General features: G+C 62.7%; 19 protein-coding genes and 2 riboswitches. Of the genes, 4 read left to right on the forward strand and 15 right to left on the reverse strand.

The annotated features are described in order from the left end of the window. Positions 1-205: 205 nt before the first annotated feature. Positions 206-2,590 (forward strand): NACHT domain-containing protein, encoded by a 2,385-nt coding sequence (locus tag A8V01_RS28400; protein ID WP_146037380.1) that lies wholly within the window; start codon positions 206-208, stop codon positions 2,588-2,590. A gap of 832 nt (positions 2,591-3,422) precedes the next feature. Here A8V01_RS28400 and prpB read toward each other — a convergent pair. From prpB to A8V01_RS29595, 15 genes are all read right to left on the reverse strand, one after another. Then, positions 3,423-4,343: a methylisocitrate lyase gene (gene prpB, locus A8V01_RS24560; RefSeq protein WP_103098889.1), complete on the reverse strand. Its 921-nt coding sequence runs from the start codon at positions 4,341-4,343 to the stop codon at positions 3,423-3,425. A gap of 9 nt (positions 4,344-4,352) precedes the next feature. Further along, positions 4,353-5,510, reverse strand: a complete 1,158-nt coding sequence (gene prpC / locus A8V01_RS24565) for a bifunctional 2-methylcitrate synthase/citrate synthase (protein WP_103098890.1) — start codon at positions 5,508-5,510, stop codon at positions 4,353-4,355. Then, on the reverse strand, positions 5,507-5,812 hold the full coding sequence (locus tag A8V01_RS24570) for a hypothetical protein (RefSeq protein WP_103098891.1): 306 nt from the start codon (positions 5,810-5,812) through the stop codon (positions 5,507-5,509). The genes prpC and A8V01_RS24570 overlap by 4 nt, the downstream gene beginning before the upstream one ends. Then, on the reverse strand, positions 5,809-7,017 hold the full coding sequence (gene prpF, locus A8V01_RS24575; RefSeq protein ID WP_103098892.1) for a 2-methylaconitate cis-trans isomerase PrpF: 1,209 nt from the start codon (positions 7,015-7,017) through the stop codon (positions 5,809-5,811). The genes A8V01_RS24570 and prpF overlap by 4 nt, the downstream gene beginning before the upstream one ends. Further along, entirely contained in the window at positions 7,017-9,635 is a 2,619-nt protein-coding gene (acnD, locus tag A8V01_RS24580) for a Fe/S-dependent 2-methylisocitrate dehydratase AcnD (protein ID WP_103099040.1), read from the reverse strand. Before acnD ends, prpF begins: the two co-directional genes overlap by 1 nt. 218 nt (positions 9,636-9,853) lie before the next feature. Then, positions 9,854-10,882 carry a methionine synthase gene (locus tag A8V01_RS24585; protein ID WP_103098893.1) on the reverse strand — a complete coding sequence of 343 codons (1,029 nt, stop codon included), beginning with the start codon at positions 10,880-10,882 and terminating at the stop codon, positions 9,854-9,856. Positions 10,883-10,901: 19 nt separating this feature from the next. Next, positions 10,902-11,900, reverse strand: coding sequence for a DUF1852 domain-containing protein (locus A8V01_RS24590; RefSeq protein WP_103098894.1), 999 nt, complete (start codon positions 11,898-11,900; stop codon positions 10,902-10,904). Between the two features lie 395 nt (positions 11,901-12,295). After that, positions 12,296-12,517: riboswitch (cobalamin riboswitch) on the reverse strand. A gap of 232 nt (positions 12,518-12,749) precedes the next feature. Continuing rightward, positions 12,750-14,930, reverse strand: a complete 2,181-nt coding sequence (locus A8V01_RS24595; protein WP_103098895.1) for a TonB-dependent receptor — start codon at positions 14,928-14,930, stop codon at positions 12,750-12,752. A gap of 54 nt (positions 14,931-14,984) precedes the next feature. Continuing rightward, positions 14,985-15,743 (reverse strand): (2Fe-2S) ferredoxin domain-containing protein, encoded by a 759-nt coding sequence (locus tag A8V01_RS24600; RefSeq protein ID WP_211295159.1) that lies wholly within the window; start codon positions 15,741-15,743, stop codon positions 14,985-14,987. After that, positions 15,740-16,732: an LLM class flavin-dependent oxidoreductase gene (locus A8V01_RS24605; RefSeq protein ID WP_103098896.1), complete on the reverse strand. Its 993-nt coding sequence runs from the start codon at positions 16,730-16,732 to the stop codon at positions 15,740-15,742. Before A8V01_RS24605 ends, A8V01_RS24600 begins: the two co-directional genes overlap by 4 nt. Beyond that, positions 16,729-17,496, reverse strand: a complete 768-nt coding sequence (locus A8V01_RS24610) for an ABC transporter ATP-binding protein (protein WP_103098897.1) — start codon at positions 17,494-17,496, stop codon at positions 16,729-16,731. Before A8V01_RS24610 ends, A8V01_RS24605 begins: the two co-directional genes overlap by 4 nt. Next, positions 17,493-18,536: a FecCD family ABC transporter permease gene (locus A8V01_RS24615; protein WP_103098898.1), complete on the reverse strand. Its 1,044-nt coding sequence runs from the start codon at positions 18,534-18,536 to the stop codon at positions 17,493-17,495. The genes A8V01_RS24610 and A8V01_RS24615 overlap by 4 nt, the downstream gene beginning before the upstream one ends. Continuing rightward, positions 18,533-19,630 carry an ABC transporter substrate-binding protein gene (locus A8V01_RS24620; RefSeq protein WP_103098899.1) on the reverse strand — a complete coding sequence of 366 codons (1,098 nt, stop codon included), beginning with the start codon at positions 19,628-19,630 and terminating at the stop codon, positions 18,533-18,535. The genes A8V01_RS24615 and A8V01_RS24620 overlap by 4 nt, the downstream gene beginning before the upstream one ends. Positions 19,631-19,816: 186 nt before the next feature. Further along, a riboswitch (cobalamin riboswitch) is annotated at positions 19,817-20,072 on the reverse strand. Positions 20,073-20,312: 240 nt separating this feature from the next. Next, a complete protein-coding gene (locus tag A8V01_RS24625; RefSeq protein ID WP_103098900.1) occupies positions 20,313-21,206 on the reverse strand; it encodes a LysR family transcriptional regulator in 894 nt (297 codons plus the stop codon). Positions 21,207-21,440: 234 nt separating this feature from the next. Continuing rightward, positions 21,441-21,575 carry a hypothetical protein gene (locus tag A8V01_RS29595; protein WP_281256535.1) on the reverse strand — a complete coding sequence of 45 codons (135 nt, stop codon included), beginning with the start codon at positions 21,573-21,575 and terminating at the stop codon, positions 21,441-21,443. A gap of 28 nt (positions 21,576-21,603) precedes the next feature. On the opposite strand from A8V01_RS29595, the gene A8V01_RS24635 reads away from it, so the two are divergent. The 3 genes from A8V01_RS24635 (at position 21,604) to A8V01_RS24645 (ending at position 24,660) form a co-directional block, all read left to right on the forward strand. Beyond that, a complete protein-coding gene (locus tag A8V01_RS24635; protein WP_103098901.1) occupies positions 21,604-22,587 on the forward strand; it encodes an aldo/keto reductase in 984 nt (327 codons plus the stop codon). A 20-nt stretch (positions 22,588-22,607) separates the two neighbouring features. Continuing rightward, on the forward strand, positions 22,608-23,465 hold the full coding sequence (locus A8V01_RS24640; RefSeq protein ID WP_103098902.1) for an aldo/keto reductase: 858 nt from the start codon (positions 22,608-22,610) through the stop codon (positions 23,463-23,465). Positions 23,466-23,616: 151 nt separating this feature from the next. Further along, positions 23,617-24,660 (forward strand): aldo/keto reductase, encoded by a 1,044-nt coding sequence (locus A8V01_RS24645; protein WP_245892810.1) that lies wholly within the window; start codon positions 23,617-23,619, stop codon positions 24,658-24,660. Positions 24,661-24,740: the final 80 nt, after the last annotated feature.

Below are 24,740 nucleotides of genomic sequence, written 5' to 3' on the forward strand. Positions count from 1 at the left end.
GTCGTCATCCTCCGCCTCGTCGTCAGCCCCAATTAGCCAACGAACAAAGATGACCCGGGGGTGGTCCCCGATTAGGCGCCGATCACCGAGTCAGGTGGGCACCACTTGCACGCCGAAACACACAAAACTATCGGACCCGGATCGCCTTCAGTTAGTACTTGAGCGCCTTGACGCTGCTGCAAAGAATGCTGCGACAGCGATGCTCATGATCAGTCCGCTGCAGGTTGCAATTCTGTTTCAGCTTGTGGACCAACGAGGCACGGCACCCACCTCAAGGTGGACGCTGTTTGCGGAGTATTTGTCTGTCGTTATTAAGCGCGAGCAGGAGAAGACGGGTCCTGGCGGCGACATTGTCCGACTGCACGAACCTCGAATACACGCGCTACTTTCCCGGCTTGGCCTCCTCCTCCATGTTGAGGCTGAAGTTGGCGGGAATTCCGAGGCGTTCGTGTCACGTGAGCGGCTTAACACGATAGCCAGTGATCTGTTGATCGAGGAGGGGTATGAAGGTGACGAACTGAAAAGTCTCGTCAATGACATCCTCGTAGCCTCTACCGACAGGCTCGTGTTCCTCGAACAAAGAACCGAGGGCCAAATTCAGTTCGACGTCAGGTCTCTCCAAGAGTTCATGGCTGCATCCGAACTGATGAGCGGCAATGATGAAGACGTCAGGGAACGCCTCAGAGAGATCGCAGGAAAAACCCATTGGCAACATGTTTATAGGATAGCTGCCAGTAAGGCTTACTCTGTGCATGACGCCAATAAATTCCGTGATTCAATACTAACTATTAATAGAGAACTCGACGATTCCTCTCAAGCAGCCAGTGCTATGCGCTGGGGAGCATTAACCTCATTAGATCTTCTTTTGGATGGCCTCGCTACGGGACAGCCTAAATTTCGCCACCTTCTTCTCGCTCACGCCCTAGAGGTGCTATCAACTGGCTCAAACCAAAATGACCACTTCCCCCCCATCCTTCAGAAGATTGACCATGAAGTGGCAAGGCGGCTGCTGGATCGCCACGTCAATTCGAGCTCGTCAGTTGAGCGCACTGCCGCCTGGGCTATCTTGATCCGTTGTATCAGTGAAGCAAGAGATTGGGCTGATCAGTTTGCCGCAAATTTCTGGCCGACAACAGGCGAGCGTCAACTTGATATCATTGCAGCTGCGGTACTACCGCCTGCCGGCAGCGCAACCGAAGGTCTGCTGGCGAAGGCTATTGCGGAAAAAGGACCACAAGCGCTTATCGAACGATGCAGACGGAACCGCACGGCCGAAGGTGACGCCCTACGACAACTAGCCGCCCGCTTCGAGTATCTACACCCGATCACGAGATCGAATTCATTTGAAGATCGCGAAATTGACTTCCTTACGCCTGGAAGTGAGCTTAGGCTAAAGATATCAACGCTAGGAGACGAGCAAGCGGCTAATATCTACAGCAGTGCTCCACAGATGGATTCTTGGAGAATTTTTCACGTGGTGGGGAATTTCATTGAAAATCCGTCTATCAACAATGCTGTTACCTTTGCTCAAACACTGACCGAACCTGAGTGCCTGGAACTTTCGCGTGAACTAGAGCTTCCGTGGATACTTAAAACCTTAGTTCAGATAGTTGCCGGGGGTGAAAACCCTCTCGACGTTGTAACAAACCTGCGAGCTGGCGATTATGGCGATTTCGATGAGTGGATAGACGGCGAAAATCGTCTTGGCGAAAAAGGAATGACAGAATCCGATCTCAGCCTCTGGCGCGACAATACAATCCTTAACGCTTCGATCGCCGATCTGGGGATGCCTTATCCAAACGCACTTTCGTTGACGCGTAGCAAAGGAATTCTAAATTGGCTCGAACCTTTGATCGAAACAGCTGCTGCTACGCCTCGAGGCCCAGCATTAAATCTTATGAACTGGATGCTGTCGTTCGTTCTGCGCTCGAAGGATAGGCAAAGAATTTCTGCTGACCGTTGGCTTCACATATTCAATTGTGGAAAAGACAATCTTACCATCTACACCGGAATTGTTCATCTTCTGGATGAAGTTGACCTAAGAAGTAAAGAGGTTATTGATTTTCTCGCGAGGGTCAGCGAGGATGGCAATATTGTCATTGCGGAAGGCAGTCCACGCTTCACAGAAATAGCGCAGTCCCTGCTTGATAGTAGCGATAGAGAAGGCATTTTAGTCTTCGCACTTGCGTTGGCTGGCTCTAACGCCAGCCAAGTGGTCGAGCTTGCGAACATCGCAAATTTGTCTGAACGGCGGTTTAGTACCCCAGCTGGACGGGATGCCATCGCCGCCTTGCAAGTCGCAAAAGGGCATGATGATATCGAATATGCTGCCCTTACAGCTGTCGAGGGCGATTCAGTTGGTCAACACGCGGTCCTTGCTGTGGCGCGTAGCGCCTTAATCACCACAGCGGAGATGAAAGCCGCGGTCGCCCATATCGCCACAAAGGTTGTTGATGGTGAACATGTGCGCATCGAGGCTGTGAATGTTCTGAAGCAAATGCTCGACAAAGAGCGTTCAGAACTAAGGAGTCGGCATTGCTGGGTGAGATTAAAGTTACCTGACACCCTCTTTCGTCGAATCGAAGCATGAAGAACAAGGGGTAATTATATTTTTTTAAGAATACCGATTCAGTTTAACGCCGAGATTTAGATAATTATAATATAGTTACTTATTTAATAAGTGCTGGGGAGAAAATTGCGCGACAACGCTATATATTTCCCGATTTTTACTTAGTTGAAGCGCGAATTATCTCGAGTTTAGAGCTCTCGGTGTTCGGTGGCTACTAAATGGGGCGATCTTGACCTGTCAACGAATTATCGGGCCGCTGCTTCTACCCGCCGGCTGGACTGCCGGGCCTGGGTTCCGACCCATACCGTCAAGAACGTTTTAGCACTCGCCGCCGCGAAATGTTCACTGACGTCAGCCTTCGAGAACGGCAGCTTATTCCAATGAGCCGTTCCTAAGCTGACATTCGGGTAAGTCCCAGAAGGTGCTGAGCGGCGTCTAACGTTCGCGGCTGCTTGGCGGCTGGGACGGGACGAGGGCATTGTCGGTTAATCGGAACCGGGTTCTACAGCGGTGGAATTCGGCCCCCGCAACCAACACCAATACAACTCTCTCAAAATCACCACCCAACGGCACACAATGCCCTGGATACACCCCCCACAACACAATCTGACGTGCGCGCGGGGCGGCCGGGGGGCGGCTGCGCGAGAATGTCCGTCTTGTCGGCGGACTGCGCCGCGCCTTTGCGCGCTACAGTCTAGGCGGCGATGAGAACCGAGCGGTTCGAAGTGTTGGTACAGCTGGCGGTCATGTGGAGGCTTCTGTGTGTCTTTGGGAGGCGCGCCGATAGACGGCCCTCCGATCCGACAGGATCGAAGAGCCGTCCAGCGCAGCGATTTTGCAGAGCTGAAGGAGTTTAGACCTGCGGGATCGCCTCGGGCACGATCGTCTTGACGATCGATGCGTCGAGCTCTTCGTAGTCGTGAAGGCCGATGACGTCGTAGAGTTCGGCGCGGGTCTGCATGGCATCCACCATGGCGTGGGTGCCGCCGTCCTTGGCGATCGCCGCGTAGAGCAGGCTTTGCGCCTTGTTGGCGACGCGCAAGCTGGAGACCGGCCAGATCACCATCTTGTAGCCCATCGCCTCGAATTCGTCGGCGGTGTAGAACGGGGTCTTGCCGAATTCGGTCATGTTGGCGAGCAGCGGCACGCCCGGCATTGCGGCGGCGAACTTCTCGAACATCTCGCGGGTGTTGAGCGCTTCGGGGAAGATCGCGTCGGCGCCTGCCTCGACATAGAGCTTCGCGCGTTCGACGGCGGCGTCGAAGCCTTCGACCCCGGCGGCATCGGTGCGCGCGACGATGACGATGTCGCGGCTCGCTTTCTTGGCTGCGGCGACCTTGCCGGCCATGTCGGTGGGCGAGACCAGCGCCTTGCCGTTGAGGTGCCCGCACTTTTTGGGCAGGATCTGGTCTTCCAGATGGACTGCGCCCGCGCCAGCATCCTCGAAGGTGCGGACCATGTGCATGACGTTGAGCGCCTCACCATAGCCGGTGTCGCCATCGACCAGCAGCGGAAGGCCGGAAGAGCGCACGATCTGCCGGATGAAGAACGCCACCTCGTCCACGGTGATGATGCCAAGATCGGGCAGGCCCATCGACGCGGTCATCGCCGCGCCCGAAAGGTACAAGCCATCGAACCCGGCATTGCGGGCCTGGATCGCGGCCTGGCCGTTGTGGGCGCCGGGCAGGCGATAGATGCCCGGCCGCTCGAGTGCGGCGCGAAACCGCTTGCCGGCGGATTCGGTGGGAAGGTCGTCAGCGAGAAGGTAGGGCATGGGTTCTCCTCAGGCCGCTTCGCTGCGCTGGGCGAGCGGCACGAATGTCAGGTTCTCGGGGCCGGTGTAGTTGGCCGAGGGGCGAATGATCTTGTTGTCCACGCGCTGCTCGATGACATGCGCGGCCCAGCCCGAGGTGCGGGCGATCACGAAGAGCGGGGTGAACATCGCGGTCGGCACGCCCATCAGGTTGTAGGACACCGCAGAGAACCAGTCGAGGTTGGGGAACATGTTCTTGGCGTCCCACATCACGCTCTCGATCCGCTCGGCCACCGCAAACTGGCGCTGGGCAGCGGCTTCGTCGGCAAGGCTCTTGGCGACGCGCTTGATGACGACGTTGCGCGGGTCGGAGATGGTGTAGACCGGGTGGCCGAAACCGATCACCACTTCCTTGGCCTCCACTCGTCGGCGGATGTCTGCTTCGGCCTCGTCGGCGGTCGCATAGCGCTTCTGGATTTCGTAGGCGACTTCGTTGGCGCCGCCGTGCTTGGGACCGCGCAGCGCGCCGATGGCGCCGGCGATGCACGAGTACATGTCCGAGCCGGTGCCCGCGATCACGCGCGCGGTAAAGGTTGATGCGTTGAACTCATGCTCGGCATAGAGGATCAGCGAGGTGTGCATCGCGCGCACCCAGCTTTCCGGCGCAGGCCTGCCGTGCAGCAGGTGGAGAAAATGGCCGCCGATGCTGTCGTCGCTCGTTTCCACCTCGATCCGGCGACCGTGATGCGCGAAGTGATACCAGTAGAGCAGGATCGAGCCGAGCGAGGCCATCAGCCGGTCGGCGATGTCGCGCGCGTCGGGCAGGTTGTGATCGTACGTCTCGGGCAGCACGCAGCCCAGCGCCGAGACGCCCGAGCGCATCACGTCCATCGGATGCGCGGCAGCGGGGATCGCTTCCAGCGCCGATTTCACCGAATGCGGCAGGCCGCGCAGGCCCTTGAGCTTGGCCTTGTAAGCGACGAGTTGCGGTGCGGTCGGCAGTTCGCCGTGGACCAGCAGGTGGGCGATTTCCTCGAACTCTGCGCTCTCGGCGAATTCGAGGATGTCGTAGCCGCGATAGTGCAGGTCGTTGCCGGTCTTGCCGACCGTGCACAGAGCGGTGTTGCCCGCAGCGACGCCTGAGAGAGCGACGGATTTCTTGGGCTTGAAGGGAGTCTCGGCATTCATGCGGCGTATTCCCGTTTGTGCGTGAGCGTGGTGAAAGTGAAGCGGCCGCTGGCGGCCATTGTGCGGGCACCGCCGTCCTGCGGCGCGGTGGCGAAGACGGAGACGACGATCGCCTGATGGTCGGCGCTGACCGACCAGGTTTCGAGATCGACGTCGGGCGTGGAAAAGCCCTCGTTCAGCTGGACCTGTTCGCACTTGGCGAAGCGGATCGTGCCGGGCAGATGGGCCGAAGCGCGCCCCGCTGCGGCGCTGACCATCGCGCCCAGCAGGTCGAGGCCCTTTTCGGGACGATTGGAGATCATTTTTCGTCTCCTGCGAGAGTGGCGGCAGGCACGCGAACGCGGCCTTCCATGAGGATGCGGGCGCTGCGGCTCATGATCGCCTTGGTCACGATCCATTGGCCGTCCACCTGCTGAGCTTCCGCCCCGACGCGCAGGGTGCCCGAGGGATGGCCGAACGTGACCGAGCGGCGCTCGCCGCCGCCTGCGGCAAGGTTGACCAGCGTGCCGGGCACGGCGGCAGCGGCGGCGATGGCGACGGACGCGGTGCCCATCATCGCATGGTGCAGCTTGCCCATCGACAGCGCCCGGACGAGGACGTCGATCTCGCCCGCCGCAACGGTCTTGCCGCTTGAGGTGACGTATTCGACCGGCGAGGCGACAAAGGCGATCTTGGGCGTATGCCGGCGCCTTGCGGCCTCTTCAGGAGTCTTGATAAGGCCCATCTTCAGCGCGCCGATCGTGCGCAGTGCCTCGAAGCGGGCCAGCGCGGCGGCATCGCCGTTGATCGCCTCGCGCAGTTCGGTGCCGGTGTAGCCGATGGCTTCGGCATCTACGAAGATCGTCGGGATACCGGCATTGATCAGCGTCGCCTTCAGCTTGCCGCCTGCGACGAGGGCCTCAGGCACGTCCAGTTCATCGACCAGATTGCCGGTCGGGAACATGGCGCTCCCAGTACCATTGGCATCCTCACCTTCGTCGGCAGGATCGACGAATTCCAGCACGATCTCGGCGGCGGGGAAGGTCACCCCGTCCAGTTCGAAATCGCCGGTTTCCAGAACCGCGCCGCCGCTGACGGGGACATGGGCCACGATGGTCTTGCCGATGTTGGCCTGCCAGATGCGCACGGTGCGCACACCGTCCGCTCCGGCATCGACATAGCCCGCATGGATCGCGAAGGCTCCAGCGGCGGTCGAGAGGTTGCCGCAGTTGCCCGACCAATCCACGAAATCGGTGTCGATGGAGACCTGCCCGTAGAGGTAGTCCACATCATGGCCTTCACGGGTGCTGGGCGAGAGGATGACGCACTTGCTGGTGCTGGAGGTCGCGCCGCCCATGCCGTCGATCTGGGCGCCGTAGGGGTCGGGGCTGCCGATCACGCGCTGGAACAGGCGGTCGCGAGCAGCGCCGGGAACCCGTGCCGCTTCGGGCAGGTCTTCCAGACGGAAGAACACGCCCTTGCTGGTGCCGCCGCGCATATAGGTGGCCGGAATTGCGATCTGGCCCATCAGACGGTTTCCGCTTCGGAAGCGAGGAAGTCGGCGGCGAAGCGCTGCAGCACGCCGCCCGCTTCGTAGATCGAGACTTCCTCCGCCGTATCAAGGCGGCAGGTAACCGGCACGCGCTTGAGCACGCCGTCTGATTGCCGGACGATCAGCGTCAGGTCGGCGCCTGGTTTGCGCTCGCCTTCAACATCGTAGGTTTCGGTGCCGTCGAGGCCCAGCGTCAGCCGGGTGGTGCCGGGCTGGAACTCCAGCGGCAGCACCCCCATGCCGATCAGGTTGGTGCGGTGAATGCGTTCGAACCCTTCGGCGACGATGGCCTCCACGCCTGCAAGCCGCACACCCTTGGCTGCCCAGTCGCGCGAGGAGCCCTGGCCGTAATCGGCCCCGGCGACGATGATAAGGGGCTGGCGGCGATCCAGATACGTTTCGATCGCCTCCCACATGCGCGTGACCTTGCCCTCGGGCTCGACACGGGCGAGCGAGCCCTTCTTCACCGCGCCGTCCACCACGGCCATTTCGTTGACCAGTTGCGGATTGGCGAACGTGGCGCGCATGGCGGTAAGGTGATCACCGCGGTGCGTGGCGTAGGAATTGAAGTCCTCTTCGGGCAGGCCCATTTTCGCGAGGTATTCGCCCGCCGCCGAACTCGCGAGGATCGCGTTGGAGGGCGAGAGGTGATCGGTGGTGATGTTGTCGGGCAGGATCGCCAGCGGGCGCATGGCCTTCAGCGTGCGCGGGAAGGCGGCCAGCGCGCCGACGCCCTCGGTGTCCCAGTAAGGCGGGCGGCGGATGTAAGTGGACTGCGGGCGCCAGTCGTAAAGCGGGCTGGCCTCGTCCTTCCCGCGCGGCGCGAACATCGGGTCGTAGACGTCGCGGAACTGCTGCGGCTTTACTGAGGTGGCGACGATCGCGTCGATCTCCTCGTCGCTCGGCCACAAGTCGGCAAGGCGGATGTCCCTGCCGTCCACTGTGCCCAGCACGTCGTTCTCGATGTCGAAGCGCACCGTGCCCGCGATGCCATAGGCGACCACCAGCGGCGGTGAGGCGAGGAACGCCTGCTTGGCATAAGGGTGGATACGGCCGTCGAAGTTGCGGTTCCCCGACAGGACGGCGGTGGCGTAGAGATCGCGCTCGATGATCTCGTTCTGGATCGCCGGATCGAGCGCGCCCGACATGCCGTTGCAGGTGGTGCAGGCATAAGCGACGATGCCGAAGCCCAGCGCTTCGAGTTCGGGCAGCAGGCCCGCTTCCTCCAGATAGAGCCGGGCGACCTTTGATCCGGGTGCGAAGGAACTCTTGACCCATGGCTTGCGGGTGAGGCCCAGCGCATTGGCCTTCTTCGCCACCAGCCCCGCTGCCACGACATTGCGCGGGTTGGACGTGTTGGTGCAGCTGGTTATTGCGGCGATGATCACCGCGCCATCGGGCAACAGGCCCTCGCGCTCCTGCGCGGCCGCCTTGTCGAGATCGACGGCGATGCCGCGTTCCTCCAGCGCCGAGGTTGGGAGGCGGCGGTGCGGGTTGGAAGGCCCGGCCATGTTGCGCACGACGGTCGAAAGATCGAACTCCAGCACGCGTTCGTATTCGGCCTTACGCAGATCGTCGGCCCACAGTCCGGTCAGCTTCGCATAGTCCTCGACCAGACGGACATGATCGGGATCGCGGCCGGTCAGTAGCAGGTAGTCGATGGTCTGGCTGTCGATATGGAACATCGCGGCGGTGGCGCCGTATTCCGGGCACATGTTGGAGATCGTCGCGCGGTCGCCGATCGAGAGGCTGTCGGCACCTTCGCCAAAGAACTCGATCCATGCGCCAACCACGCGGCTCTGGCGCAGGAACTCTGTGATGGCCAGCACGATGTCGGTGGCGGTGATGCCGGGCTTGCGGCGGCCCGTTAGCTTGACGCCGACGATATCGGGCAGGCGCATCATCGAAGCGCGGCCCAGCATCACCGTCTCGGCCTCAAGCCCGCCGACACCAATCGCGATCACACCCAGCGCATCCACATGTGGGGTGTGGCTGTCGGTGCCTACACAGGTATCCGGGAAGGCGACGCCATCGCGTACCTGAATGACGGGCGACATCTTCTCCAGATTGATCTGGTGCATGATGCCGTTGCCTGCCGGGATCACATCGACGTTCTCGAAGGCGCTCTTGGTCCATTCGATGAAGTGAAAGCGGTCTTCGTTGCGGCGATCCTCCACCGCGCGGTTCTTGTCGAAGGCAGCTGCGTCGAAGCCGCCGTATTCCACGGCCAGCGAGTGATCGACGATCAGCTGCGTCGGCACCACCGGATTGACCTTGGCCGGATCGCCGCCCTGATCGGCAATCGCATCGCGCAGCCCCGCCAGATCGACCAGAGCGGTCTGGCCAAGGATGTCGTGGCACACGACGCGCGCCGGATACCACGGGAAGTCGAGGTCACGCTTGCGCTCGATCAGCTGGGTCAGCGCCGCGTTCAGCAACGCCGGGTCGCAGCGTCGCACCAGCTGCTCGGCCAGCACGCGGGAAACATAGGGGAGGCCGTCGTAGGCACCGCTGCGGATCGCCTCGATGGCGGCGCGGGTGTCGAAGTAGTCGACGGCGGTTCCGGGGAAAGGTTTGCGATAGGCGTCGTTCATGACGCCGTTATTGGCAGCGCTGCCGCCCGTGAAAATGGCTGAAATGGCGAAGATTTGCGGATGAATTTCTGCAAATCCGTAAACTTTGCGAAGACAGCCAACCACGTGCGAGGCGCGTTGAAGAGGGAAGGTTGCGAATTCGGTGTGGGCACACGCCAAGGGGGGCTGCCAGGCACCGCCAGGGCCCGCCCGGTTCCCGGACGAGCCCTGCGGTTCGGTCAGCCGGCCAGTTCCTCTCTGACGATCCTTGCACCGGCGCCCAGTGCGTTCAGCTTGCCACGCGCAACGGTGCGGTCCAGCGGAGCCATGCCGCAATTGGTGGAGGGGTAGAGCTTGTCGGCATCCACGAACTTAAGGGCCTTGCGCAGAGTGTCAGCCACTTCTTCAGGCGTTTCGATCGTGTTTCTGGCAACGTCGATGGCGCCGACCATCACTTTCTTGCCCCGGATCAGTTCGATCAGGTCCAGTGGAACCCGGGAGTGATGGCATTCCAGCGACACGATATCGATCTTCGACTTCTGAAGGTTGGGGAAGGTCTGTTCGTATTGCCGCCATTCGGACCCCAGGGTCTTCTTCCAGTCGGTGTTCGCCTTGATGCCGTAACCGTAGCAAATGTGGACGGCGGTTTCGCATTTCAGCCCTTGCGCCGCCTTCTCCAGCGTGGCGATCCCCCAGTCGTTGGCTTCCTCGAAGAACACGTTGAAGGCGGGTTCGTCGAACTGGATGATGTCGACGCCTGCCGCCTCAAGCTCCCTGGCCTCCTGGTTGAGGATCGTGGCAAATTCCCAGGCCAGCTTTTCACGGCTGCGGTAGTGGGCATCGTAGAGCGTATCGATCATCGTCATCGGGCCGGGCAGAGTCCACTTGATCGGCTGATCGGTCTGTGCGCGCAGATACCGGGCATCATCGACGAAAACCGGCTTCGGCCGGGCGACCGCGCCGACGACCGTCGGCACACTCGCATCGTAGCGATTACGGATCCTGACCGTCTCGCGCTTCTCGAAATCGACACCGCTCAGGTGCTCGATGAACGTTGTGACGAAATGCTGACGGGTCTGTTCGCCATCGCCGACGATGTCGATGCCCGCCTGCCGCTGATCGTCCACGGCCAAACGCAGGGCATCGTGCTTGCCGGCGACCAGTTCCTCGCCTTCCAGCTTCCAGGGCGACCAGAGTTTCTCTGGCTCGGCCAGCCAGGAGGGCTTCGGCAGGCTGCCGGCGGTCGAAGTGGGCAAAAGTGTCTTCATGTTGGATGACCTTGTCTTATCAGAGGCTGTGGTTGGCGGCGTAGTCGGCGGACCAGCGTTTCAGATCGGCCTGGTACGGCCGGATGAAGTGCTCTTGCGCGAACCGGCCCTGCTCGATGGCGAGGCGGCTGCGTTCCTCACGGTCGTAGACGATCCGGGTGGACGAGAAGTCCTGATGGCTCAGGCTGGGCCGGAAGCATTTCCCGGCCGCTGAATTCGCATTGTAGATTTCGGGCCGGTAGATACGTTGGAACGATTCCATCGTGCTGATCGTGCCGATCAGTTCGAGGCTGGTGTAATCGCTTGCCAGGTCGCCGGTGAAGTAGAACGCCATCGGCGCCACGCTGCCGCGCGGCATGAAGTAGCGCGCCTGCAGACCCATCTTTGCGAAGTATTCGTCGGTGGGAGAGAATTCGCTCTGCCGGTACTCGATCCCCAGGATTGGGTGGCGGTTTTCCGTGCGATGGTAGGACTTGCTGCTCGATACGCTCAGGCAAATGACTGGAGCCTTCAAGAAATTGTCCCGGTATGCGGGCGAGGCAAGGAAGTGCCGGAAGAGGTTGCCGTGCAGATCGCCGAAGCCTTCCGGCGTCGCGAATGCGGTCCGGCCCTTGTTGTGCTCGGCCAGAAGGACGCTGAAATCGTAATCGCGCACGTAGGAGGAGAAGTTGTTTCCGGCGATCCCGGCGATGCGCGTATCGGTCTTTCGGTCGATGATACTCGGCTTCAAAATCTCGATCATCGGGAAGGCATCGCCGCCATCGCCGGCCGCAACCTGCATCTCGACCGAGACGATATCGAGTTCCACCTGATAGCGGTCACCCTCCGGATTGTCCCAATCCGCCAGATCGTTGAAGCGGTTGTCGATCATCCTGAGGGCTCCGCGCACGTTTTCCTGACGATGCTCGCCTCTGGCCAGATTGGCGAAATTCGTCGTGATCCGCGTGTTGTCGGACGGGCGATAATTCTCGTCGAAGCGGATGCTGCTGATGGAAAATGTGAGATCGTCGTCTGTCATGGCCGGTTGTCCTGAAGTTCGCCCGATCGTGGACGCCAGCGGCGCGCCGGAGGCGATGGGGAGGGCAGGGCGTGAAAATGTCGGGTTGGCGTGTGTTGCGGGCATGCACGGTGTCCTGCGGGTCCGGCGCGAACGCCGCCCGTTTTTGCGGTTCGGAAATGGGTGTGGATCTGCGGCGCGCCGCGTCAGGTGGGCCTCAGCCCGATGACACGGCGCGCGAACGCATTCGTCGGTGTGCGAAGGGCGGGAACAGAACTGCAAACATCGACCGAACACCTGCTTTGGCCGGGCGAAAGGGTCGAAGGAAGAACGCGCAAGGCACGAGTGGCCCGAACGGCAAATAGAATACGGGCCACGCTTCAAGCGCGATCCACCGGAGGAACCCCCGTCCGAGGAACGTTATGGCGCCGAAGGCAGGTCTCCTGGCTTGCGGGTCATTGCGGTGGTTCCGGCCTTCCCGAGCCTTTTGCGAAGCCCAGTGACACGAAATGGAACCGCCACTCGCCGCTTACAGTTGCGGGGGCAGCGCCGGACTCTGCTCCTGAGAGCACCACCGGCTTCCCGTCTTAGCCCCGCTGTCATGCCTGAAGCGGAGAACCTCGACAGGCTCTCTCAACACCATCGGAGCGCCATTGTCAATGATCATATAAAGATATCTTTATATGATAGTTCTGAGCGATTGGCTGCAATTCGACATCGTCGTGTCTCTGGCCACAAATCCCGCGCGCGCCAGAGCTCCATTGCCGCAGCGAGCCCTGTGCCGATTGCAAAGCGAACGTTCCGGATTGAAAGGATAGAAGCTTCAAGGATCCCGGTGCCGCTATTGAATGCGGCACCGGGTTGACGACGTCAGAAGTCGGCCTGAACCGAAAGCTGGACCGTGCGCGGCATGGACAGTCCAAACGTTGTCGAGCCACCACGCCCCATCCAGTAGCTCTTGTCGGCCAGGTTGATCACGCTGGCGTTCAACCGGATGGGCATGGAGCCGACCCGCATCCGATAGTTGGCGCCCGCGTCGAATGACACGAAGGCGGGAATACGCGTGCGTCCGCTGGTGCCGGAATCGATGAAGGCCTCACCGTTGTAGATGGCGCGGCCGGTGAAACCGAGGCTTTCGAGCGGACGGAACTCGAACCCTGCGGTGCCGCTCCACTCCGATACGCCATTGACGAACTTGCCGTCCGTCAGTCCGCCGTTGGTCTTCTGGCGCTCTGCATCGAGGTAAAGGCCGCCCAGCGTCACTGTCCACTGTCGGGCAAGTTGACCGACAGTGGACAGTTCGACACCGCGATAGCGGTTCTTGCCGTCCGCATCGCGGCGGAAGGTCGTGGTGCTGACGGGAACGTCGATGAGGTTCTGCTGATCCATGTCGAAGACGGCCAGCGTCGTCAGCATGCCGCCCTTCTGCAGCTTCATGCCGATCTCGTTTTGCCTGGAGCGCATCGGCGCCAGCACGGCACCCGCGTTGACATAGCGGCTGTCGTTGCTGACCATCTGACCGCGAGAGAAACTCTCGGTATGGCCGGCATAGATCGAGAAATCAGGCGTGACGCGGTAGGTCAGGCCGCCTGTCGGCAGTACGTTGTCGTTCCTGATCCGCTTTCCGGTGAGTTCGTTCAGGAAATTCTCGTCCTTGAGCGATGCGGCCAGCAGAAGGTCGAACTTGCCCAGCGTGATGACGTCGGTCAGCGTCACGCCGAGGTTCTTCTCGGTCCACTGGAGTACGGGCGTGCGCAGGGCCGGCAGCGGGTAGAACGTGGAGCTATAGGCAACCCCGTCATAGAGGTTTCCGCCGATCTTGCCGGTCGCGGTGTTATTGGTGTCGTTCCAGTACTTGGCGAAGGCGTAATCGACCGCGAGCGCAATCTTGTGCGCCAGCGGGCCGGTCCTGAAGGCGCCGCGGATGCCCAACTGGGCGTACTGGTTGAGCGTCTTCTCGTTCTGCGCGTTGGCGACGTTCGCCGTCACGAAGGCACCCGCATCGTTGAAGCGCAGAGCGGAGCTGGAATTGTACTTGTACCCTTCCTTCTCCTGCGCGCCAAAGTTCGCGAAAATGGTCCAGTTATCGCTGATGTGCTGTTCGTGGTTCACGGCGACGATGTAGCCGTGCATCAGCTTGGTGGTTTCCGGGAAGTCGTAGTCGGTGTCTGCCTTGGGCACCTTGGGTAGTTCAGCACCGGTCCCGCTGAAGGTGAACCAGCGCTGGCCGCCATTGATGCGCAAGTCGAAGTAGCCACCGAACAGATTGGTCGTGCTGCTGGCGCTCTTGTGGTCGATGTTGACGAAGATGTTCTTGCTGTTGTTCTCCGCACCCTTCAGCGAGAGACCGCCATCCATGTATTCGGCGTTGGCGCGGATGCCCCATTCCTTGTTCTCTCCAAAGCGCCGGGCGACGTCGAAATAGAGCCCGACGTTGCTGCGGCCGGAGAAGGTGCCAGTCACGCGATTGAGGTCTTCGTTCGGAGCGGACTTGGTGATGACGTTGATCGTGCCGGGCGCGGCGGTGGCGCCGCTGTCGGTCCCGTTGTTCGACATGGCCACGCCATTGACCGCGGCGTTCGGACCCGAGGCGATGTCGATCCGCTCGATGATGTGCGACGGCGGCGTGGTGAACTGCGAGAACAGGCTGGGAATGCCGTTCAGCAGCATGTGATTGCCGTTCATGTTGACACCGCGCATGCTGAAGTCGGTGTACATCGGCGAACTGGTGCTGGAGCGGATCGAGGGATTGTTCTGCAGCACGTTGGCCAGCGGCAGGCTGGGGTTGTGGAACAGCTCCAGCGATTTCGCCGACATGCTTGTCAGCGAATAGGGGATTTGCATGATCGAGGTGTCGCCCAGGATGCCAAGCCTGCCTTCGTCCTGAAGCAGTCCGCCGGGAAGTGGGCGAGATCCGGTAACGATGATGGTTTGCTTGCCGTCACTGGTGCGCGTTTCGGCGCTCGTGCTCTCATCCTGCGCGTGGGCCAGCGCCGGAGCGAGCGCCGTCAACGTGGCAATTCCCAGACCGCGAATGATAACCTTGGACATATATCCCCCTGTTTGAAAATCGAAATGCCGTGAAACTGTGATGGTGAGTGGCTGTCAGGCGCTGCCGTTGCGCAGCCGCTGCTTGCGGCCGTCCGCCGGGTAGGCGTAGGCCTCCGCCGTCTGGCCGCAGAGGATGTGCCGTTCGATGATCGCATCGATGCCTGCCTCGTCGACGCCGCCGTATGTCGTCCCGGCGGGCCAGACCTGAACCACCGGGGCGAGGCTGCATGGGCCGAGGCAGGTGCTCTTGGCGCTCATCATCCCCTCGCCGCAGGTGCGCAGGGACTGGCGGGCCTGTTCATTGCGCAGATGGCCCCATACCAATGCGGCGCCCGCTGCGGTGCAGGGCGCGCCGTGACACACCAGCACGCGATGTTTCTGTGCCGGAACGATGGACCCTTCCGTTTTCAGCACCGGTTCGGGTGGCTGCGCCCAGTCGTCCGTGGTAGCGACCGCGCGCGCAAGAAGCTCGGCGGTGCCCGGCAGCGTCATTGGTGGCGGTGCCAGCAGGACCGGTGGCCAGTCTCGCTCATCGGCTGCGCGCCATCGCGCCAGCGCTTTGGCGATCCAGTTGGCGAAGCTGGCTTCCATGGGGACCAGCAGCGGCACCAGCACGATCCGGTTCGCCCCGGCCTCGATCCGTTCGGACAGGCTTTGGCGCAAGGCGGGTTCGCCCTGTTCGGTGAAGGCGAAGGAGGTGTGGGCTGCAATGCCGCTGCTGGCTAAACCATCGCACAGCGCCTGCATTTCGGCGATCGGCGCGGCGGCGATTGCGGACCGGGCGACGACGATCACATCGGGCTTGTTCATCATGCCGCAATTCCCATGGCGGCGGCGATCAGAGCGCAGGAGCGCTGCCGATCGGCGAGGTCGTATGTCCAAGTCGTGAGGACGAGTTCGGCGGCATCGTAGCGGCGCGCCAGCGCGGTCAGCCTCCGCGCGACGTCGCCCGCTTCACCGACGAAGGAATAGTCGAGCGTCCGCTCGATCCTCTCGCGTTCCGCCGCCGAGTAGTCCTGCGCGGCGGCTACATCGGGCGACACCATCCCGCCGCGCGCCTTGCGGTCCAGTTGCAAGCGCCAGTGCCCGCGCGGACCGTAGAGGAACCGCGCCTCATCGGCGTTGTCGGCCGCCAGTGCGAAGACGTTGAGCGACAAGTGTGGCCGGTCCCCGAACGGCCCGGCCCTGAAGTCGCTGAAGTAGCGGGCCACCGCTTCGTCCAGCAGGCCGTGGTTGAGGTCGTGCGAGGCGTTGAAGCAATAGGGTAGTCCCAGTCTTCCCGCGAGTGCCGCCCCGCGCGGGGAACTGCTGAGAATCCACGGCTCCGGCGCGCGTGAGACGATGGGATAGGCGCGAATATCCCGCTCACCCTGTCCATCGTCGCGCAGGAAATCGAGCAGGGTTTCGACGTCCGCATCAAAAGTGGCCTGTCCTTGACGCCCCAGCGCGACCGCCGCCGCATCGCTGCCTCCCGGCGACCGGCCCAGACCCAGATCGATCCGTCCCGGTGCCAGTGCTTCGAGCACCCGAAACTGCTCGGCAACCTTCAGCGGGGCATAGTGCGACAGCAGCACGCCTGCCGTGCCAACGCGAATGCGGCGGGTCATGGCGGCGATCGCAGCGGCGAGGATTTCCGGCGCGGTGCCGATATTGGCGGCACCATTGTGATGCTCGGCCAGCCAGTAGCGCTTGAAACCCAAAGCCTCGCAAGTCTGCGCGAAGGATACCGCATCGCGGATCACCTCTTCGTGGGCCATGCCTTTGATCGCGGGCGACTGGTCGAGGTAGGACAGCGCGATCATCCCTGCGCCTCCGGAATGACGAAGGGCAGGCCGTCGACGGTGCCTACCCGCGCCTCGATGCCGAAGGCCCCGCGCAGATGCTCGGGCGTCAGGACGTTCTGCCAGGCCCCGGCCGCGCGGATGCGCCCCTGTTCGAGCAGGACAAGCCGATCGGCAAAGCGTGCCGCCGCCGACAGGTCGTGGATCGCGATCAGGGCGCCGACCTGCAGTTCATCGACCATCTCGCGCACCGTCCGCAGCGCTTCCAGCTGATGCCGCAGGTCCAGTGCGCTGGTCGGCTCGTCGAGCAACAGGTAGCGTGCCTCCTGCACGAAGGCGCGGGCAAGCAGGACGCGCTGGCGCTCGCCCCCACTTAACTGGTCGAAGGCGCGGGTTTCCATGCCATTCAGCGCGAAGCGGGCCAGCGCCGCCTCCACTTTCCGGGCGCGCAGGCTTACCGTATCGGTTGCCCGGTGCGGCGCGCGGCCAAGCGTGACCATTTCGCTGACTGACAGCGACATGGTGTCGCCACCGGCTTGCGGGACGTAGGCGATGGAGCGCGCCACTTGCGCGCGCGTCAACGAAGGCAGCCGCTTTCCATCGATGCTGACTTCGCCGCTGCCCGGCCGCCAAAGGCCGTCGAGGCAGCGGATCAGACTGCTCTTGCCCGCTCCATTGGCGCCGACGAGACAGACCAGTTCGCCCGGCTCCAGCGCAAAGTCGATGCCGGACAGGACGGTTCGCTTGCCGCGCGTTACGCTCAGCGCTGTGCAGGACAGGCTCATGCGCGATGCCTCGCCCGGCCCAGCAGCAGATGCAGGAAGATCGGCACACCGAGGTAGGCGACGACGATACCGGCCGGGACGACCACGGGGGCGAAAAGCGTCCGCCCGGCCAGATCGGCAAGCAGCAGCAGCAGGGCTCCTACCAGCGCCGAGAAGGGCAGCAGCACGCGATGGTCGCCGCCGACGATCAGCCTGCCGATGTGGGGTGCCACCAGCCCGACGAACCCTATCACGCCCGCGTAGCTGACGATGGCGGCGGTCACCAGCACGGCCGCTACGGTGATCACGATGCGGGTGCGAGCAACGGCAAACCCCAGCGAACTGGCGACCTCATCCCCGCCCGCAGCGAAGGCATTGAGCGCCCAGCTGTGCGCGGCAAGCACAGGGAGAACGATCCCCAGGATCAGGCCCGTCACCGTGACCGCCTGCCATGTGGCGCCGTTCACCGAACCGAAGGCCCAATGGACGATCACCGCCAGCTGCTGCTCGCTCGCCACGAATTGCAACGTGGAGGACAGCGCGCCGAACAGATAAGACAGCCCCACGCCCGACAGCACCAGCACCGTGCCCGTCACCCCGCGCAGGGCGGACAGACCCAGCACCAGAAATGCGCAGAGCAATGCGGCAGCGAAGGCCGCCACGACCACGGGGGCATAATTGCCCGCGCCGCCATCGCCGCTCGCCAGAATGGCGATCGAGGCGCCGAAGCTGGCGGCGGGAGAGATACCGATGGTGTAGGGGCTGACCAGAGGGTTGCGCGTGATCCCCTGCATCGCCACGCCCGCCACGGCCAGCCCGGCGCCGGCGATGATCGCCAGCAGGGTGCGCGGCAGGCGCAGGGTGAGCAGGATTGCCTGATAGGAAGGCGGAACGTCGGCGCGCCACCCCGCGGGAAGCAAGGGCGCGATCATCGCCTTGAGTCCCGTCGTAAGCGGCATGTGCTGGACCCCGTGGAGAGTCGCAAAGCCCGCGACCGTCACCAGCAGCAGGCCGAGCACCGCAAACGCGCCGGTTCGCCGGGCGAAGGCCTGCGCGATCATTCGCGCACCTCGCGCAGACTGGCCGAGTAGCCATGCCGGGCGGGTACGTGCTGGAAGCGCGTCAGCCATTCAGCCATCACGGCTTCGGGATCGACGTCGCGAAAGCGTTCGGGATAAAGCCACTTGGCCACCTGCAAGGCGCCGACGATCTTGGAGCACCCGCCTGCGAGGTAATAGGAGACGTGGTAGACCTGACCGTCACGCACGGCCGGGATCGTCCCGAAGCCCGGGCGTTCGGCGATCCGCTCCAGCACGGCGCGCGAGAACGTGCGCGGGTGCGGGGCGTACTGGCCGGGCTGGAGCTTGATGATGACGTCGGGCTTGCGGGCGATCACTTCCTCGGGATCGACGGTGAAGCCCTGCGACGTGCCGCGCGCGGTGTTGCCGGCGGAAATCGTGACGTCGCGGAACACGTTGATGCCGCCGCCCGTCTCGATCATGTCATGCCAGCCCGATCCCGGCAGCAGGGTGCGGTAATCGCCGACTTCTTCGAGATAGACGCGCTTGCGCTTCACGCCCTTGAGGCGCTCTGCCAGCAGATCGCGCCAGTGCCGGTAGAACGCGCTCAGCGCCTCGGCTTCCTTCGGTTTTCCGAACAGGCGGCCCAGCAGTGTCGCGTTCTGCTCGTGCTTGAGCACGTCCCATGCGGTGACCACCGCCACCGGAATGCCCAGCGGCGTCAGCAGCCGGTCAGCCTCGGCCCAGGCACCATTGCGGGGCACGATTACGAGATCGGGCGCGAGATTGGTCACGGCGTCGTAGTTGGGGGTGGACTGGCCCTGTCCGACGATCGCCACGTGGCGCAGTTCGGGCCAGTAAGCTCGTTCCTTGGCGGTGCTCGCATCTATCCCGATGATGGGGGCGGTCCCGGCAACGGCCCGCACGAATTCGACGTTGTAGCGGTTGAAGACCACAACGCGGCGCACCGGGGTCTTCACCGAAACTGTGCGCCCTACATCATCGACGAAGGTAAAGCCCTGTGCGGTCGGGATCGATGCGGTCGGCGCTGCGCCATGCCACCATGCGACGCTGCCGCCGATCGCCAGCAACAGGGCGATCAGCAGCGGCCAGAAGAACCGCCTGGAAAGGGCCATGTGAACTCCCCCGGTCGCGTCGAACGGCAACTGGCGGGGCCTGCCGTGCTTGCAACGCACAGCGAAACGCGCACGGCCGACGGACGCCCCGGACAGGCGCCGACCCTGCTCGCCCTGCGGCCCGGCCGCATGGTCGTCGCTCTAACGGAAGAGTTCCCGTGCCCCGGCCATCCCCTGGACCAAGACGATAGCGACCAGACGCCGGCAGGTCTCCTGGCTCACGGGTCATCGCTTGATGCATGGCCTTCCCAGACCTCGCTTGTTTCAGCGTCCGGCCCAGTGGCTGCGACAGGGCACCTTGGCCTGCCGAATATGCATCGCGCTCACCGCTTACAGTTGCAGGGACAGCCTCGGATTCGGTCGGCCGTTCCTGACGGAAAGGCCATCCTCACCGCGTTCCCTATTAAGCCCCTTTCGGGACACCGGCGCGATCTTGCCCGACGTTTGTGGCGTCGGACGCGCAGGCTGTTACAGGGTGTGATCTCGGGTCGCAAGCCATCGGACGGAAATTCTTACGCCGATTTGCCCTTTGATGCATTGGCCGAACTTTGTCGGGGGCGCGCAGTTCGATCGCGATCCCGAGGCGTTAGATCATTTTTCCGGTCGGTAACGCTGAGCACCGGCGCTTAGGACGCAAACGTCATTTCCTCGGCGATGCCCAGTATGCGGGCGCGGTCCGCCATCAGCCGCGATAACGCAAGGTCTCCACGAACAATGCGAACGCCGGCGATGCATGGCGACGGCTCGGATAATAGAGGTGGTAGCCGGGAAAGGGTTCGCACCAATCCTCCATGACCCGGAGGAGTTCTCCTCGCTCGATGTAAGGCATCACCTGATCCTCCGGGAGATAGGCAAGCCCCAGCCCGTCAAGTGCCGAGTTCAGCCGCAGACTGATGTTGTTGAAGACCAGCTGCCCCTCGATCCGGACATTGACCTCATGCCCGTCCTTGTCGAGATCCCAGGGGAAGATACCGCCATAGGTCGGCAATCGGATGCCGATACAGTTATGCGCGGTGAGATCCTGCGGCGAACGGGGCACGGGATAGCGGGTGAAGTAGTCCGGGGAGCCGACAACGGCCATGCGCAGGTCTGGACCGATGCGCACCGCAATCATGTCCTTGGCTACCTGATCGCCCAGGCGCACTCCGGCATCGAAGCCTCCCGCAACGATATCGCTCAGACCATAATCGACGACGATCTCGACGCTGATATCGGGATTGTCGGGCAGCAGTTTTCGCAGCGCGGGCTGCAGAACCGACACTGCGGGATGCTCTCCGGCGTTGATGCGGATCTTGCCGGAAGGCTTGTCGCGCAACTGGCTCAGCGAGGTGAGTTGCTGTGCGATCTCTTCAAAACGCGGCGCCACCGTGTCGAACAGGCGGTGTCCCGCCTCGGTCGGCGAGACGCTGCGGGTCGTCCGGGTCAGCAGACGCAGGCCCAGACGTTCCTCAAGCCCCCGGATCGTCTGGCTGAGCGCCGACTGCGAAACACCCAACTGAGCCGCCGCGCGCGTGAAGCTGCGTTCGCGCGCCACCATCACGAAGGCGGCCAGCTCGTTGTAGTTCTCGCCCGCCATTGATTAGACCACCTTATAGCGACATGCCGATTATGGCGTCTAATCGCATCCCAGAGCGCGGGCTATATCCAATCCGACAATTCCCTGTGCTGCCTGAGCCCAATCGCCGGACAGCCTGATGAGAGCTTCGGACCGACCTCACGATGACGCAGCGCCTTCAGCCTTCCGGAGAACCGCACAAGAGCGCCATTCTGGCAATCATCCTCGTGAGCTACGTGATGATCGTTCTCGACATCAGGCTTTCGCCGTCAGGCGCATTGGCGCCGCGTTCGACACCGGCACGGTGATGCTGGTCGTCGCCTTGCTGGTGGCGCTCACCACGATCGTCGCCGCAGACAAAGTTTCGCAAACCAGACCCTTGCGCGCCACCGGCGCTGCTTGAACAAAGGACAGTCCCATGAACACACGCGAACTCGGCCGTAATGGCCTCAAGGTTTCGGAGATCGGTTTTGGCTGCATGGGCCTCAGCTTCGGCTATGGCCCCCCGATGGAGCGCAGCGCAGCGGTAAAGCTGATCCGCGATGCCCATGAGCGAGGTGTGACCTTCTTCGACACGGCCGAAGCCTATGGCCCCGGTCTGAATGAAGAAGTGGTGGGCGAGGCACTCGAACCCATCCGCGACGAGGTGGTGATCGCCACCAAGTTCGGCTTCGTGAACGGCGTCCCGGCGCAGGGTCTCGACAGCCGCCCGGAGCGCATCCGACAAGTTGCCGACGAAGCGCTGGCGCGCCTGCGTACCGATCGCATCGACTTGTTCTACCAGCACCGCGTGGATCCCAATGTGTCGATCGAGGATGTGGCAGGCACCGTCAAGGACCTGATCGCAGAGGGCAAGGTCAAGCATTTCGGGATGTCCGAAGCTGGCATCGATGCAATCCGCCGTGCCCATGCCGTGCAGCCGGTGGCAGCGCTGCAGAGCGAATATTCGATGTTCTGGCGCGAGCCGGAGAATGCATTGCTGCCGGTGCTTGATGAACTGGGGATCGGCTTCGTCCCGTTCGCACCGCTGGGCAAGGGCTTCCTCACGGGCAAGATGAGCGCCGATACGGTGTTCGCCAAGGATGACTTCCGCAGCACGGTTCCGCGCTTCCAGACTGATGCCCTTGAGGCCAACCGCGCTCTCGTCGAACTGGTCACAAGCCTTGCGGCTGAGAAGAACGCCACCCCGGCGCAAGTCGCCTTGGCATGGCTGCTGGCCCAGCGCCCGTCGATCGTGCCGATCCCCGGCACAACCAAGCTGCACCGGCTTGAAGAAAACCTCGGCGCGGTGGCCGTCGAACTGACCGAGCCGGATCTGGCCCGTATTCGCGACGCACTGACCGCCATCGAACTGGTGGGCGAGCGTTATCCGGCGTCCGCACAGAGCCTCGTCAACCGCTGATCTGGACCGAAGGATCTCCCATGTCCCAATCTGTTCCCACCGTCACGCTGAACAACGGCGTGGAAATGCCCAGCCTGGGCTTTGGCGTTTTCCAGGTTCCCGACCCGGCAGAATGCGAGCGCAGCGTGCGTGACGCTATTGATGTCGGCTACCGCCTGCTCGATACGGCCACCTCCTATGGCAATGAAGAGGCCGTCGGGTACGCCATCCGTAGCCACGGCATCGACCGCCGCGAGTTGTTCGTCACCACCAAGCTGTGGATCGAGGACGCCAGCTATGACGGCGCGAAGGCGGCCTTCGAGCGCTCGCTCAACAAGCTGCAGCTCGACTATCTGGATCTCTGGCTGATCCATCAGCCCTATGGTGACGTCTATGGCGCGTGGCGAGCCATGCAGGAACTGCACCGCGAAGGCCGCATCCGGGCCATCGGCGTGAGCAACTTCTATCCCGATCGCCTGCTTGATTTCGTGCTGCACAATGAGATCGCGCCCGCCGTCAACCAGATCGAGATCCATCCCTTCCACCAGCAGGACGATGCGCAGGTGCTGCTCCAAGAATACAAGGTTCAGGCGGAAGCCTGGGGGCCTTTCGCCGAAGGCAAGAACGGGCTCTTCAGCAATGAACTGCTCGCCTCGATCGGGGCCAAGCATGGCAAGAGCATCGCCCAGGTTGTCCTGCGCTGGCTGCACCAGCGGGGCATCGTCGCGATCCCCAAGTCGGTCCGCAAGGAGCGCATGGCCGAGAATTTCGCGATCTTCGACTTTGCCTTGGACGACGAGGACATCGCCGCGATCGCCACGCTCGACCAGAAGGCCAGCAGCTTCTTCGACCATCGCGATCCGGCGATGGTGAAATGGCTCGGCACCCGCAAGCTCTGATCGAAAGGCGAAAACCATGTCAGTTGAAACAGCATCAGGGCAGGTCAGCCGCCGCGGCCTGCTTGGCGTGGCCGGTACAGGCGTCGCCCTCGTCGCACTCGGAGCGGGTACAGGAAGGGCGACGAGTGCCACAGCAGCGACGCCGCCGGGCATGGCGGCGCAGGTCGGCTCGCGCCGCAAGCTGGGGTCGCTTGAGGTCTCCGCCGTCGGTCTCGGTGTTCAGAACATGCACCGGACCTACCAGACGACTATCCCCGACCGGGCCGAAATGCACCGCATCATCGCCAGTGCCCATGACCACGGCGTCACGCTGTTTGACACCGCCGAAGCCTACGGGCCGCACGAGGACGAGCGCATCCTGGGCGAAGCAACACAGCCCTTTCGCAACGACATCGTCATTGCATCGAAGTTCGGCTGGAACATCGATCTGGAAACGGGCGAGCGCCGCCCCGGCCTGAACAGCCGTCCCGAGCATATCAAGCTGGCGGTCGAAGGCTCGCTCAAGCGGCTGCGGACGGACCGCATCGACTTGCTATACCAGCATCGCGTCGACCCGACTGTGCCGATCGAGGATGTCGCCGGCGCGATCAAGGACCTGATGGTCGAAGGCAAAGTTCTGCACTGGGGCCTGAGTGAAATGGGCCTCGGCACGCTGCGCCGCGCCCATGCCGCGCTGCCGCTCGCCGCAGTTCAGAGCGAATACTCGATGCTGTGGCGCGGCCCCGAGGCCGAGGTGCTGCCCCTGTGTGAACAACTCGGTATCGGCTTCGTATGCTGGAGCCCGCTCGGCGTCGGCTTCCTGAATGGCGCGATCGATGCGCAGACCCGCTTCGCCCAAGGCGACATACGGGGCGGCGAAGGACGGTTTTCACCTGAGAATCTGCCCCATAACCTCGCTCTGGTCGAACTGTTGAAGCGGTGGGCGATCCGAAAGAACGCGGCGCCGGGGCAAATCGCGCTTGCCTGGCTGCTTGCGCAGCGCCCGTGGATCGTGCCGATCCCAGGCACCACCCAGATGGCGCACATGACCGAGAACAGCGCCGCTGCGCAGGTGCGCTTCTCTCAGGAGGAGATCGCCGAATTGAACGCGGCAGTGCGCGCCATCGAGGTGCAGGGCGCTCGGCTTCCCCCGCCAGTCCTGTCCTTCTCTGGCGTCGAGGCGCCAACCCAGGAACTGGGGCGGATACCAAGCTGACCGGCAGGTTCTGGTGGAGGGATTCATCAGTGCGAATGACTTGGTTGGAGCGCTCAGGTCGCTTTGCCCTTCAACGTATT

The sequence above is a fragment of the Novosphingobium guangzhouense genome (genome assembly GCF_002896965.1).
Lineage (GTDB): Bacteria > Pseudomonadota > Alphaproteobacteria > Sphingomonadales > Sphingomonadaceae > Novosphingobium > Novosphingobium guangzhouense.